The 13604-nt window shown below is 51.5% G+C and carries 12 protein-coding genes; 11 read left to right on the forward strand and 1 reads right to left on the reverse strand.

Annotation, left to right across the window (positions count from 1 at the left end):
- The 11 genes from tssC to RJ38_RS00830 form a co-directional block, all read left to right on the forward strand.
- Positions 1–687 (forward strand): type VI secretion system contractile sheath large subunit (tssC, locus tag RJ38_RS00780; RefSeq protein ID WP_039017018.1); only part of this gene is annotated, 687 nt, incomplete at its 5' end.
- Between the two features lie 9 nt (positions 688–696).
- Positions 697–1143 (forward strand): type VI secretion system baseplate subunit TssE, encoded by a 447-nt coding sequence (gene tssE / locus RJ38_RS00785; protein WP_272945929.1) that lies wholly within the window; start codon positions 697–699, stop codon positions 1141–1143.
- Positions 1144–1152: 9 nt separating this feature from the next.
- Entirely contained in the window at positions 1153–2925 is a 1773-nt protein-coding gene (gene tssF, locus RJ38_RS00790) for a type VI secretion system baseplate subunit TssF (RefSeq protein ID WP_039017019.1), read from the forward strand.
- Positions 2926–2936: 11 nt separating this feature from the next.
- Complete coding sequence (gene tssG / locus RJ38_RS00795) at positions 2937–3920, forward strand: type VI secretion system baseplate subunit TssG (RefSeq protein WP_052245107.1); 984 nt, start codon at positions 2937–2939, stop codon at positions 3918–3920.
- Positions 3921–3935: 15 nt separating this feature from the next.
- Complete coding sequence (gene tagH, locus RJ38_RS17900) at positions 3936–5315, forward strand: type VI secretion system-associated FHA domain protein TagH (RefSeq protein WP_052245108.1); 1380 nt, start codon at positions 3936–3938, stop codon at positions 5313–5315.
- Positions 5312–5842 carry a type VI secretion system lipoprotein TssJ gene (gene tssJ, locus RJ38_RS00805; RefSeq protein WP_082005584.1) on the forward strand — a complete coding sequence of 177 codons (531 nt, stop codon included), beginning with the start codon at positions 5312–5314 and terminating at the stop codon, positions 5840–5842. The genes tagH and tssJ overlap by 4 nt, the downstream gene beginning before the upstream one ends.
- An 8-nt stretch (positions 5843–5850) precedes the next feature.
- Entirely contained in the window at positions 5851–7194 is a 1344-nt protein-coding gene (gene tssK / locus RJ38_RS00810; protein ID WP_039017022.1) for a type VI secretion system baseplate subunit TssK, read from the forward strand.
- Between the two features lie 5 nt (positions 7195–7199).
- Complete coding sequence (gene icmH, locus RJ38_RS00815) at positions 7200–8054, forward strand: type IVB secretion system protein IcmH/DotU (RefSeq protein WP_052245109.1); 855 nt, start codon at positions 7200–7202, stop codon at positions 8052–8054.
- A gap of 3 nt (positions 8055–8057) precedes the next feature.
- On the forward strand, positions 8058–10766 hold the full coding sequence (tssH, locus tag RJ38_RS00820; RefSeq protein ID WP_039017023.1) for a type VI secretion system ATPase TssH: 2709 nt from the start codon (positions 8058–8060) through the stop codon (positions 10764–10766).
- A gap of 347 nt (positions 10767–11113) precedes the next feature.
- On the forward strand, positions 11114–12286 hold the full coding sequence (locus RJ38_RS00825) for a sigma-54-dependent transcriptional regulator (RefSeq protein WP_162183539.1): 1173 nt from the start codon (positions 11114–11116) through the stop codon (positions 12284–12286).
- Positions 12265–13116 (forward strand): type VI secretion system-associated protein TagO, encoded by an 852-nt coding sequence (locus RJ38_RS00830; RefSeq protein WP_039017025.1) that lies wholly within the window; start codon positions 12265–12267, stop codon positions 13114–13116. Before RJ38_RS00825 ends, RJ38_RS00830 begins: the two co-directional genes overlap by 22 nt.
- Positions 13117–13500: 384 nt before the next feature.
- Here the strand turns inward: RJ38_RS00830 and RJ38_RS18370 are convergent.
- Positions 13501–13604 (reverse strand): ATP-binding protein (locus RJ38_RS18370; protein ID WP_238321615.1); only part of this gene is annotated, 104 nt, incomplete at its 5' end.

Here is a 13604-nt window from a genome sequence, read left to right on the forward strand (position 1 = left end):
GTTGAGCATTCACATGATGCGTATCTTTGGGGTAACTCAGCGCTTTTGATGGCGGAACGGATCAACGACAGCTTTGCGAAATATCGCTGGTGTCCAAACATCATCGGCCCACAATCTGGCGGCGCTGTTGAGGATCTTCCTGTGCATGTCTATGAAGCATTCGGTCAACTGGAGCAAAAAATCCCGACTGAGGTTCTTGTAACCGACCGTCGCGAATTTGAACTGGCAGAAGAAGGCTTTATCACCCTCACCATGCGTAAAGGGTCTGACAACGCCGCATTTTTCAGCGCCAATTCTATCCAGAAACCAAAGCGTTTCCCGAACACCAAAGAAGGCAAAGAAGCCGAGACCAACTACAAACTTGGCACGCAGCTTCCTTACATGTTCATCATCAACCGTCTTGCGCATTACATCAAAGTTCTGCAACGCGAGCAGATTGGTGCCTGGAAAGAACGCGCAGATCTGGAACGTGAATTGAACGCTTGGATCATGCAATATGTTGCCGATCAGGAAAACCCACCATCAGATGTACGTTCGCGTCGTCCGTTGCGGGCTGCCAAAATTGACGTTTCTGACGTTGTTGGCGATCCAGGTTGGTACCGCGTTTCCATGTCTGTGCGTCCGCACTTCAAATATATGGGTGCGAACTTTGAGCTCTCTCTCGTGGGTCGTTTGGACAAAGACTAAGTCTTGACCGTGAAGGGAACTTCAGATCAGACCACCCGTTCGTCTGCGCGCCCGCTTTCATTGTTTGAAAGAATGCGTGCAGACGATCTGATGGAAAGACCTATTGGCGGTTCTGGTACAGAGGCGCGCATCAACTCGATCCGTTCGGGATTGTTGCGCATTCTGAACAGTCGCCGCGGTGCATCTGATGCGACCCCAGATTACGGGCTTTCGGATTTCAACGATGCGTCGGTTGGATCATCGGACATGTTGCAGGTGATTGCCCGCGATATCCGTCAGGCGATTGTGAAGTTTGAACCCCGAGTGACCAATGTGAATGTCAGCTTTGACCGGGAATATTCCGGTGGGCTTGAACTGTTTTTCAAAGTTTCGGTGCAGACCGCAATTGGTCACAAAAACGAACAGGTCATGATCGATTTGGTTTTGAAAGAAGGGCGCAATTTCGCGCTAAGATAGGGACGGTATATGTCAACGGCACGGTATTTTCAGGATGAACTGGACTACCTCAGGAACTCTGGTGAAGAGTTCTCGAAGTATTTCCCACGCCTGACGACATATCTGTCTTCGCGCAGTACTGACCCTGATGTTGAACGTCTTTTGGAAGGATTTGCCTTTCTGACTGGGCGTTTACGCGAAAAGATCGACGACCAACTGCCTGAGGTGACCCAGTCTCTTTTGATGCTGTTGTGGCCGAATTTTTTGCGCCCCATTCCATCAATGACGATTATGCAGTTCAACCCAGTGCCGGGGTCTATCAGCGAATGTCAAAGCATTGGAAAAGGTGCTGAAGTCGAAAGTATCGCGATTGATGGCACGACCTGTCGGTTTCGCACGTCCAGTGATGTGGCGATCCAACCGTTGCAAGTGCGCGGGGTCAAACATGCCGTGTCACGTAAGGCTTCGGTCATCACGATTGATATGGCGACGCTGACGGGTGAAGATCTACACAGCATTAATCTGAAAAGCCTTCAGTTTTATCTGGGCGGTTCAGACTATTCCGCATTGACCGTGAACCTTTGGCTGCACCGCTATCTGAAAACCGTTTCAGTGAAGCGTAAATCAGATGGTGCCGTGCTTGAAATTTCGCCCGATACGGTGCGCCAAATGGGTCTGTCGCGGGACGAAGACGTGTTGCCATACCCTGACAATGCCTTCAGCGGTTATCGTTTGCTGCAAGAATTTTATACCTTACCGCAGAAATATTACTTTGCGGATTTCTCAGAAGTTTCCATCGCACATCTGGAAGCAGGCACCAGTGATTTTGATCTGGTGTTGGAGTTCTCCCGGCCCCTGCCACCGGATGTGCGGGTTACCAATGCGTCTTTTCAGCTGCATTGCGTGCCCGCTATTAACCTGTTTGAACATGACGCAGAGCCGATCCTCCTGACAGGAAAACGTAATGAGTATCAAGTGATCCCAGTCCGGCGGACCGGTGGCGAACTTGAGATTTTCTCAATTGAGGAAGTCACGGGGTGGCAACCTTCGGCTGAGGGACGCTCTGGGGGTATTTCCCGAAATTACTCGCGTTTTGAAAGTTTTGTGCATGAGATCGAGCGTGTTGAAGGGCGTTCTGCCGTGTACTTCCGTGAAAAAGTTAAGCAATCCGTGTCTGGTGAAAAGCTAGATCGTATTGTGACATTTCTGCGCGAAGATGAGGTGCATCAGGTCAATGAGGGCGAGACAATTTCCCTACGGATGCAATGCACCAATGGGGCAACACCGCGGGAATTGGCGGTGGGTGACATCAGTGTCCCGACCCATACATTGCCGTCATTCGTGCAACCAACAAATGTGATCCGCCCAACTGCCCCCAGCTATCCGCAGGTGGACGGCACGTTGCAATGGCAGCTGATTTCAGCCCTGTCATTGAACTATTTATCCCTGCAAAGCCCGGATGCCTTGCGCACCATTTTGCACACATTTGACTTTGCAGCCCGCACAGATCGCCAACATGAACGCGAGGCCATGCGCCGTTTGCAGGGCATTGAAGATATCACATCAAACACAACAGACCGCCTGTTTCGCGGGCGGCCTGTGCGCGGGATGCATTCCGTTATGAAGATGCGCGAAAGCCATTTTGCCAGTGAAGGCGAGATGTTCCTTTTCTCGACTGTGCTGGCGGAATTCTTTGCGCTTTACGCAACCATTAACTCTTTCCACGAGTTGGAAGTGCAGGGTTTAGAAGCAGGGGAGGTGTACCGTTGGACGGCACGTATCGGCAATCAACCCCTAATATAGACCCGAAATTCATGGCGACGCTGAAAGCGGACGCTCCGAAGTTCTCATTTTTCCAAGCGGTTGAGCTGATCTTGGGTGAAATGGGCCATGAGGTCGAAGAACGCGCACTGCAGGAACAGGGCGTTGAAAACCTGATGTTTCGGGTTGATCCCAGCATGGGGTTTCCTGCCGGTGACGTTGTCAAAGTGGAAGAACTTGAAAACACGGATGGCGATAAGTCTGTCGCGATGACCGTGAATTTCCTTGGCCTGCATGGTGCGTCATCGCCCTTGCCACCCCATATGTTGGAGACAGCACTTTGGAGCCAAGGCGAAGAAGGCGTTCAGCAAAGTTTCAATGATTTCTTCTCAAATCGCCTGATCTGGCTGTTCTATCTGTCCTGGCGCAAATATCGCTACTTTGTGCGTTATCGTCCCGATGCGACGGATCAATTTTCCGATTGGATGTTCTCGCTGATTGGCATCGGCGGCAAAGACGCGCGCGGCGCGGCTGGCATCCCTTGGGCAAAGCTTTTGACCTATCTCGGCGTTGTCGCCGGGCGCACCCGTTCTGCCGAAATGGTTGCGGGCGTGATCGCCCATTCCTTTGCCTTGCCTAAGGTCTGGATCCGTCAAGTTGAAAGTCGCCTTGTGACCATCCCGCAAGATCAACGCAGCGTTATGGGGCAAGCGAATATGACGCTTGGCCACGACATGACGATTGGCGATCAAGTCAAGGATGTGTCGGGCAAGTTTACCATCGTTTTTGAGGGTCTTAGTTTTAACCGTTTCCGCGATTTCTTGCCAAGTGGCCAGGATTACCCGCGTTTGAAGGAACTGGTTGAATTCCTGCTGAAAGATCAGCTGGCCTATGACCTTGAATTGCATTTTCAACCGGACCAAACGCCGGCATTCACACTTGGCCAGGACGCAAAATCCGATCTTGGTTGGACAACATTTTCCGGCGATGGGGGCGGGCAGGTATTGAAACCTGTTGTCCTTCAGATGCGGGCCTGAGGAAGAGGTATTGATATGAAAGCGACTTTGCAGATTATGAACGTGCAGGAAGTGGTTCCGGCCTTATCCCTGTCTTTTACTTTTTCCCAACGTGGTGGGATTATTGGCGGCACGCCTGAGGCGTCTTGGCATATCCAAGATGTGTCCGGGAATATTATGGATGCCGCCGCGCGGATCATGCAGACAGATGGCGAGTTCACGCTTGAACCCCTTTCGGGCATGCCAATTCACATCAATGGTGCAAAAGCCGCGATCACATCGGGGCGTCCGGTTATTTTGTCGGACAAAGACACATTAAAGATCGGTGACCTAGAATGCCTCGTGCGTTGTGGGAAATCGACCAATGCTGATACGCGCGCTGACGTGTTGAATATGAGCAGTTTTGCCGCCGCCGCCAGCGGCGAAGGCGAAGCGCTTGTGATTGACGGCGTTTATTCAGAAGCCTCTGAAATCACTGACATTACGCCCGCTGCGGATGTGCAAGATCCTCTTGCCGCGCTGAATCAAAATACAGGCCGCAGCGCCGTCGTGGACCCGCTAAACGCGCTTGATGATCATATGCGTCGAAGCCGGCCAAAAGAAGAAAACCGTCTTGTTGACGATCTGAACACTGTGACCAGGGAAGAAAAAACCGTGACCACCCAACCTGACAATACCAATTCTGCCAACGCATCGCTTCTGCCACGGCGCGTGAGAACCGATCAATACGGCTTTGAAGACGACGAAGCGCAGGTGAAGATAGACGCCGCTACAATTAACCTTGATCACCCAGTAGATCACGTGGCGCTGCGTCCATTAACCCGCGCGCTTGGCCTGCCGCTTGGCGATATGTCCACCGAAGAAGCCAGCCGCACCTTGGCTGATATCGGCGGCGCACTGCGTGCAGCTGTTGGCGGATTGAACAAAATTTACGTATCCCGCCAAGATGCCTCCAGTCGCTTCCCTCTGGCCACGATGCACTTGCATGCTGTGGAAGATAATCCGCTGCGTTTTAGTGGCAACACCGACGAAGCATTGCATGCGTTGTTTGCCAAACGAGGGGCTGTGCATTTGTCGGCACCTGCTGCTGTTAAGGAAACTGTGGAACATCTCGATGCCCACCAAAACGCCACGGAAGTTGCAATTGATAAAGCGCTTGATTCAGTGCTCACGGCGCTTTTACCTCGCGCTTTGGAACGCCGTTTCCGGTCCTACGCCCCCGAAGCCGCACCCAAAAGCGGTGTGGAAAAAGATGCTTGGTGCTGGGACATGTATAAAGCCTATTTCTCAGAGCTGAAATCAACCCGTCAAAAAGGTTTGCAGATGCTGTTCTGGGAAGTGTTCCAGCATGAATATCAGGGGATTATGCGATCACATGAGCTGTATGGTGACGCCGACCAGGAGGACGATGAATGAGTTCCCTTTTCAGGAAATTCTTCTGCCTTTTCGGAATAATGCTCTTTCTGGGTGGCTGTGAAGCAGCAGGGAAGATCATTGAGGTCATCAAGGATCCTGATGTCCCTGTAGGCGATGCAGACGAACAACCGAGTAATGTATCATTGCATGCCTATGCTGCGGGAGATGTGAACCGCAATTTTGACGGAAAACCTGCGCCGATCATCGTTAAAATTTTTGCACTTTCCAGCACACATCGTTTCTATAGTTACGATTTCTTTTCCCTCGCCGAGGAACCAGAAAACACCTTAGGCATCACTTTGCTCGAAATGATGGGGGAGGACATGTTGGAACCTGACGCTTACAAGATTCTGGGTCCTTACGAGTTGCCCAAAGGCACGCAGGAAATTGCCGTGATCGCCGAGTATCTTGACCTAGAAGGGGCAACGTGGCGTGCGAATTATAAAGTTTCTGACATTGGTGCTGATGATCGACTTTTGATGCTGCTTCTTGAAGAAGAAGTCCGAATTATTAATGAAAACGAATAGGTCCACGTATGTCATCCTCTTTTAACAAAGTTATCTGGTCTGACGGCCTGTTTGTGAAACCCCATCACTTTCAGCAGCAAACCCGGTATCACGAACGGTTTGCAGCACGCCTCGCCGCGGGCAGTGACCCACATAACTATGGTTTCGCCTCGCTTGTCTTGAACGACGAAATGCTTGCAATGGGTAAAATCGCGATCGTGACGGCAAGTGGGATCATGCCTGATGGCACGCCATTTGACTTGCCGGGTCAGGATAATTTGCCGCCTGTTCTGGATATTTCTGAGGGCTTCACAGCCAATCAGATCATCTATCTCTGCTTGCCGCTTTCCATGGAAGGCGGGGTTGAGGTCCAAGCGAAGGAAGCCGGCGCAGGTGTTTCCGCGCGCTTCTCAGAAGATGAATCCGCGATCCGCGACAACACCATGCAGGCAGATGCGCTTGTGCCGGTGAAAGTCGCGCGCGCGAACCCGGTTTTGATGCTGGATAAGGAAGACCTGTCAGCCTTTACCAAAATCGCCGTTGGTCGGATCGTTGAAAAACGCAATGACGGCGCGATCGTCACGGATCAAAATTTTTACCCAACTATGTTGTCTATTTCGGCGGCCCCTGGATTGCGACGCTTTTTGGGCGAACTCAGCGAAGGTGTGAACCAGCGTTCCGAAACCATCGCCCGTCGTATTGGGCAACCGGACCAAAATGGCGTCGCAGATGTGTCTGATTTCTTGCTGCTGCAAGCGCTAAACCGTATCGGTCCTTTGATGCGCCATTATACGCGAATGCCGTCACTGCATCCGCGTGTGGTGTTTGAGCTTTTGATTCAGGTGATCGGTGAACTTTCGACCTTCCTATCTGAAACCAAATTGGTGCCAGACCTGCCATTCTATGATCACGATCTGCCGGATAATTGCTGGCCATCGGTCACACAAAACCTGCGCCAACTTGTGACGGCAACGCTTGTTGCGAATGCTGTGCCGATCCATCATCAGCGCAAAAAGCACGGCTATATTGTTGCCCCTGTGCCCGAACGTCAGATGATCCGCGATTACGATTTCGTGTTGGCCGTCAAAGCCAGCGTGCCGCAAGAACGTTTGCACACACAATTCCCGGCGCAGGCCAAGGTCAGTTCCCTTGAAAGAATCCGCGAATTGGTGGGCAAACAGCTGCCTGGCATTCCGCTGCATTTGATGGCTGTTGCACCACGTCAATTGCCGTATCACGCGGGTTATTCATATTTCAAAATTGATAATTCCCACCCCGCTTGGTCCCAAATGGATCATGCCGAAGGCTTTGCGTTCCACATCGCCGGCGAGTTCCCAGAACTAGAGATCCAATTCTGGGCAATCAAAAGGTAAGCGTTATGACAGACACTGCATTTTCCGGTTTTGATGGCGACACGCAGCCAGGAAACCTGCCCCAGACGGCGAATGATAAGCTGCCGGTTTCCGCACAGGAATTGCGCCCAGCATCACTGATCTCTCCACGCGAAACGCTTGATTTTCAATTGCGTGCGCCTGACGGTGGATCGAACGCTTTGCTGGAACTGGCGATGCCTATTTTGGGCCTTGCTGTCCGTATCCGCGATATGCCGAATTTCTCGGATATTGAATCGCTGCACAGTCGTTTGACCAGTGAAATCCAGAACTTCCAGAAGGAAGCTGAGGCCATCGGATATGACGATGCGACGACCGTTGCCGCGCGGTATTGCCTGTGCGCGATGGTTGATGAATCCGTTTTGTCGCAAACTTGGGGGGCCGAAAGCCTTTGGCCGGAACGTCCCATGTTGTCTGTCTTCCACAATGAGACGTGGGGCGGTGAAAAGGTCTTTGGGATCCTTGATCGTGTGATCGAGGAAAGCCATCGCTTTACTGACCTACTTGAGTTCCAATATTTCTGTATCGCCCTTGGATTTGAGGGCAAATACCATGTGATGCACAACGGCCAGGCGCGGCTCGATCACCTGCTGGGTGCGGTCTATAAAGCCTTAGAAAAACACCAGGGCGAGGCACCGACACAACTGGTCGATCCGACGCCAAATATTTATGGGCAAAAGCAACGGATGGGTTGGCGCGTGCCGGTTTGGACAGTGTTTGCTGCCGGGCTTGTTTCGATTGTGGCGATCCATCTTTGGTATGACTTCACCTTGACCGAACGCATCAATGAAATCGCAGCGGAAATTGGCACGTCACTTGGCGTTCAAGAAGAAAGTGAATAAGCGATGTTGACCATTCCAAAAGAGAAAATTCTAGAACGCCTGAACACATATTCCCGCGAAGCCCTTGGGCGTGCCAGCGAATTTTGCATGGAACAAAGCGGCTATGAGATCACCGTTAGCCATATGATTTTGGCTATTCTGGAACAGCCAGCAGGCGATGTTTCACGGCTGTTGAACGCGTTGAACTTGAACGCTATGCGGCTTGAAGCCTTGGCACGCAAGTCGATTGAACGCAGTAAAACCGGCGCGCATGATCTGCCGCAATTTTCGCCTATGTTATTGGAATTGTTGCAAGATGCCTTTGTGATCTCCAATGGCAGCCTACAGGAAGATGACATTCGCACCGGGGCAATTTGGCTTGCGATTGCGTCTAACCCTGACCGCTATTGCCATTTCTATATTCAGTCTGAATTTGAGGCGATGGATGCAGACGGAATTTCTGCGGGTTTTCACGAGTTGACCAAAGGCTCGATGGAAGGTCCGATCACTGATGATGACCGGTCAAGCATCGCGGCAGGTCCCGTGCCCGAAGGTGAAACTGCGCTGCAGAAATATGGACGTGACATCACGCAGCAAGCCCGCGAAGGCCTGATTGATCCGGTGTTTTGTCGCGAAAGCGAAATCGCCCTGACCACAGATGTTCTGTGTCGCCGTCGTAAGAATAACCCCATTTTGGTGGGTGATCCCGGGGTTGGGAAAACCGCTTTGGCCGAAGGTCTTGCGTTGAAAATTATTGACGAAGACGTGCCTGCCGCATTGATCGGCGCGGCCCTGTGGGAACTTGATTTGGGCGCCCTTCAAGCCGGTGCTTCGGTCAAGGGTGAGTTTGAAAGACGCCTCAAGGGCGTCCTTGATGAGGTGCTAAGCACGCCGGAAAAAATCATCCTGTTTATTGATGAAGCGCATACTTTGATCGGTGGTGGTGGTCAGGCCGGAGGGTCTGATGCTGCGAACCTATTGAAGCCTGCATTGGCGCGTGGGCAATTGCGTGTTGTTGCCGCAACCACTTGGTCTGAATACAAAAAATACTTTGAAAAAGACCCGGCATTGACGCGTCGTTTTCAACTGATCAAGCTGGATGAACCGTCACCTGATCAGGCTGTGACCATTCTGCGCGGCCTGCGAAGTGCCTATGAAGAAGCCCACAACGTCTATATTTCGGACGCGGCCTTGCAGGGCGCGGCGCATCTGTCCGATCGTTACCTGACGGGTCGCCAATTGCCGGATAAGGCATTTGACGTGCTTGATACAGCTTGTGTGCGCGTGGCCGCGGGTCAAACGGCCCGGCCACGGGAATTGGAACTGCTAGAAAAACGCATTCAAATGCTGGAATTGCAGCAAAAAGACGAAGCGCGCGACATGTTGATGCGGGCTGAAGGGGCCGTTGACGGGTCCGATGCGACGGATCAAGAAATTGCCCGTTTGCAAATTATGGCCGACGGCTTGCGCAGCCGGTGGGATGCGGAAAAAGCCAAGGTTGATCGCGTGGTTTTCCTGCGCAGTTGCATCGCCCGCGATCCAGACGCTGAGCCGGAAGAAGATGACGAACCTTTGCCTGACGGAACGCGCGAAGATTGGCAAAGCGAGGTCACCGACCTACGTGCTGATCTGCGTGCGGCACGCCACAATAACGCGCCTTTGGTGAATTTTGAGGTCGGCAATGAAGCCATCGCGAATGTGATTGCCGATTGGACCGGCGTGCCGGCATCTGCCATGTCGGATGATGATGCTGCCAAGGTTTTACTGCTGGGGGATCGCCTGAAATCCGGTGTCCGGGGGCAAGATCTGGCGATTGATGTGATCCACGATCGCATGAAGGCGGCGCGACTTGATTTCGTCCGCGAAAACACCCCACGCGGCACGTTTCTGTTGGTTGGACCGTCCGGGGTTGGGAAGACTGAAACCGCTGAACAAGTGGCGGAACATCTGTTTGGCGGCAAGCAATTCCTGACCGTGATTAACATGTCAGAATATCAGGAAAAACATACGGTTAGTCGATTGATTGGCTCGCCTCCTGGTTATGTCGGCTACGGTGAAGGTGGTGTTTTGACAGAAGAAATTCGCCGCAAACCCTATTCCGTCGTGCTGCTGGATGAGGTCGAGAAAGCCCATGCAGATGTGATGAACATCTTTTATCAAGCGTTTGATAAAGGCGTCCTTAATGACGGCGAAGGACGGGAAATCGACTGTAAAAACATCGTGTTTTTCATGACCTCAAACCTTGGGTCAGATGCACTGATGCAGAACCGCGAAAACGTTGTCAGCGCATCTATGGAATCGCTTGAAACTGCTTTGCGACCGCATTTGGAAACCCATTTCAAACCTGCCCTTTTGGCGCGGATGCGTATTCTCTGTTTCAAGCCGCTTGAAAGCGACACCATCTGCATGATCATTGATCAAAAATTGGCGTCCCAAGCGAAACGTTTGAAAGATGTTCGCGGGTTGGAATTGACCTGGGACGAGACAGTGACCGCACAAATCGAAGACCTTTGTGCGCATTCCGACAATGGTGCGCGCATGGTGGAACAAGTGATTGATCGGTGGATTTTACCCCCCATTGCAGAAGAAGCATTGCAACGCATCACCCGCGAAGAAACCTTCGAAGCTGTCGAAATTTCTGCACGTGACGGTGGGTTTGAGCTGACCTTTTTGCCCGAAAACAAAGCCTCCGAAACAGAAACCCCAGAACAGGAAGCGATCTGCGCCGAATGATTGAAGTTGACGACATACGGGACCAAATGCTGACGCTTTGCAATTTGGTAAGCCAGGACCGCACAGACGCGGTCTTGGTGCAATCCTGTGTGTTGATGGCGAATTTTCTGCACGCGCGCACGGCAGTTTTGATGATGTTGGACAACACCCGGCAAAATTTCGTGACGGGGGCCGGGATTTCCGAAGGCGACACGACTTGGGCACCGTTAACGATATCTGTTGCGTTACAAACGAATGACAGCGGACAGACACCTTTGGCGCAGGTGGCGTTGACCGGGCGAAACCTATGCCTGAAGTCCCAAGAAACCGGGTATAACCTAACGGCCCTTGCCGGAGTCTTCCCTGATATGAAATCCGCAGGCCACATCTGTTTTGTGCCAATGCATAACTTACGTGGTGATCTGACGGCTGTGTATATTATTTCAGGCGAAAATACCCTGCCTGAGCGGTTGAAAAGCACGGACATGCGATTGATTTTGCGTGCAGTTTCTGCGCGCGTTGAGCAAAGCAATCAACAACGCGCGGAACGATTTCACATCTCGGCATTGGAACGTTCTTTGAAGCTTGCGGATAAACAACGCAGCGATTTACGTGAACGCGCGCGCAGCAATTTGAAGGCCCGATTGCCAGGGCGCTCTAATACGATGAAGTCTCTACGCGATCAAGTTTCTCGCTTAGCAGATTTTCAATCGCCTATCCTGATTGTGGGCGAGAGTGGCACAAACAAAGAGCAAGTTGCACGAGAAATTCATCGGTTATCGCGAACAGAAAATGCTCCGTTTGTTTATGTGAATTGTGCGATACTTACACAAGACAATTTTGCCGCTGAGCTATTTGGGCACAAACGGGGCGCAATTTTAGGAATGGCGTCCGCGCGGCGTGGTTTGTTGCGCGAAGCGGGAGATGGCATGATCTATTTTGATCGTGTTGACTTGCTGTCAGTCGAATTACAAACCGTTTTACTCCGTATATTGGAAACTGGATACTTTCGTCCATTGGGTAGCGAACGCGAGCATTCCTTATCGCAACGTTTCGCCTTTTCAGTTCCAGAGGGCAACAATCTAGAAAATGTTGTGTCGCCTAGCCTTTATCACAAAATCGCTCAGGCAACTGTTTTGATCCCCCCATTGCGGACAAGACAAATAGATATTGAGGTCCTCGCACACGAATATCTAATCGCCGCAGCGCAAGAGCACAAACGGCGGCTAACGTTCCGGCAGGATAGTATTCCATACTTATCGGCAATGGAGTTTCCTGGAAACGACCGTGAATTGCAGGCATTGATCTCACGCTCATGTCATCAAGTAAAGTCAGACGGAGTTATTACGCCGATGATGTTGGGCAGTCAGCAAGATGATTTCACCTCAAAGGCAGATTTGCGCTCTTCTGTAGAAAGTTACGAAGCCATGCTTATACAGCGCGCACTCTGTCGCGCAGAAAACAATCGTGCTCAGGCTGCTAAGCGCCTGGGAATCCCGAAACGAACCTTGGCGGACAAATGTTTAAGATACGGACTTTAAAGACATCTTTAATCATTGTGGCTCAGGCGGCTTTGATTTGCACAAAAGCGATGGCCATTAGCCCCGAGCAACGTATTACTGCGCTGGGGCGCAGCGAGAATTTATTTGATCGCACATTATTGGCGCCCTGTTTCAATGATACCGAACGGCTCAGCCGTCTGGAGTGTTATGATCGAGTACTGGCCCGTCCGACTGACGAAGAGGTGACAGCAGAAGTGGTCACGCCACTTGTACCTGCCGTCATACCGGCGTTGGTTTTTACTGCCGGTTTGTTAGCCAGCCCGTATGTAACTGAAGCGGGGGTATATGTTTCGTTGAAGGATCGTGAAACTGGGCGTGAACTGCCAGCCTTTGATAATGAAGGCAACACTTTCGAACTGACCACTGTTGAAGGCGAAACAGAGTCAAGTCCGCTGAAAGAAGACACCGATGTGTTTCTTGCCCTTGAAAGTCAGGCAGGCGGAGATGAACCTGCCGTGCTGGTCGTCAGTTGTGAAAACAATATTACTCGTTTTCGTGTCTTTTGGTACACCCCATTTGAGGAGCGCTATACCTCTGTGCGGTTTCATTATGACAATGCCCTCTCTGAAGAAGGAGGGCGTGAACTGCGTCGTTTCCGCGTTCGGCAAAACGGGTATGCGGTAGAGAATGCAAGGGGCTTGGATTCTATTCGCCTTACAAAAGGCCTTAGCGCCGCCGAAATTACACAGGTTGGTGTTGGTGCAGGTGAAAATATACGATCTGCCTTTTTTAATACTGCTGCGCTGACAGAAGCGCTGCCAATAGTGGCACGACATTGTTCGTGGTCGCTGTCCAATAGCTCAGACTAATAGGTCCCAAAATGATACGTGTTTATAAAATCCTTAAGAAAATGCTTAGCCCAATGCCACTTGTTATGACGCTGAGTTTCTTCGGTGCCGTCGCCGTTTGGTATTTCGGCGATATGGTGCGGTGGAAAAATATTCAACCGCTCACGGATTTGAGCGTGCGTTACTGGACAGCACTAGGTCTACTGACTTTAAGTCTCTTGTTGGCAATAATTTTGACTGTGCCTTGTCAAGGGCGGAGCAAAAATGGGCCAGTGAGGCGGCGTAAAAGTAGGCCAGTTGAGGCGTTGAGTGACGGTTGGTTTGAGGCGTGCGCCCGGGAACCAGCGGCTCGTCATAAAGCAAGCGTGTTCCCGGGCGTATTGCCCCTATTGGGGCAATTTCTGGTCAGTGTTTTTGGGTAGTTTTTCGGCTCTGTCCGAGGCGATAGCTTTCGCCATTCATTTCCAGGATGGAGACGTGGTGTGTCAACCGATCAAGCAGTGCACCGG

Source organism: Halocynthiibacter namhaensis, from assembly GCF_000812685.1.
GTDB classification, from domain to species: domain Bacteria; phylum Pseudomonadota; class Alphaproteobacteria; order Rhodobacterales; family Rhodobacteraceae; genus Halocynthiibacter; species Halocynthiibacter namhaensis.

Coding starts and splice junctions, on each gene's coding strand:
- tssF (WP_039017019.1), top strand. CDS start 1,153: ATGTCAACGGCACGGTATTTTCAGGATGAACTGGACTACCTCAGGAAC.
- RJ38_RS00825 (WP_162183539.1), top strand. CDS start 11,114: ATGAAATCCGCAGGCCACATCTGTTTTGTGCCAATGCATAACTTACGT.
- RJ38_RS00830 (WP_039017025.1), top strand. CDS start 12,265: ATGTTTAAGATACGGACTTTAAAGACATCTTTAATCATTGTGGCTCAG.
- icmH (WP_052245109.1), top strand. CDS start 7,200: ATGACAGACACTGCATTTTCCGGTTTTGATGGCGACACGCAGCCAGGA.
- tagH (WP_052245108.1), top strand. CDS start 3,936: ATGAAAGCGACTTTGCAGATTATGAACGTGCAGGAAGTGGTTCCGGCC.
- tssJ (WP_082005584.1), top strand. CDS start 5,312: ATGAGTTCCCTTTTCAGGAAATTCTTCTGCCTTTTCGGAATAATGCTC.
- tssK (WP_039017022.1), top strand. CDS start 5,851: ATGTCATCCTCTTTTAACAAAGTTATCTGGTCTGACGGCCTGTTTGTG.
- tssH (WP_039017023.1), top strand. CDS start 8,058: ATGTTGACCATTCCAAAAGAGAAAATTCTAGAACGCCTGAACACATAT.
- tssG (WP_052245107.1), top strand. CDS start 2,937: ATGGCGACGCTGAAAGCGGACGCTCCGAAGTTCTCATTTTTCCAAGCG.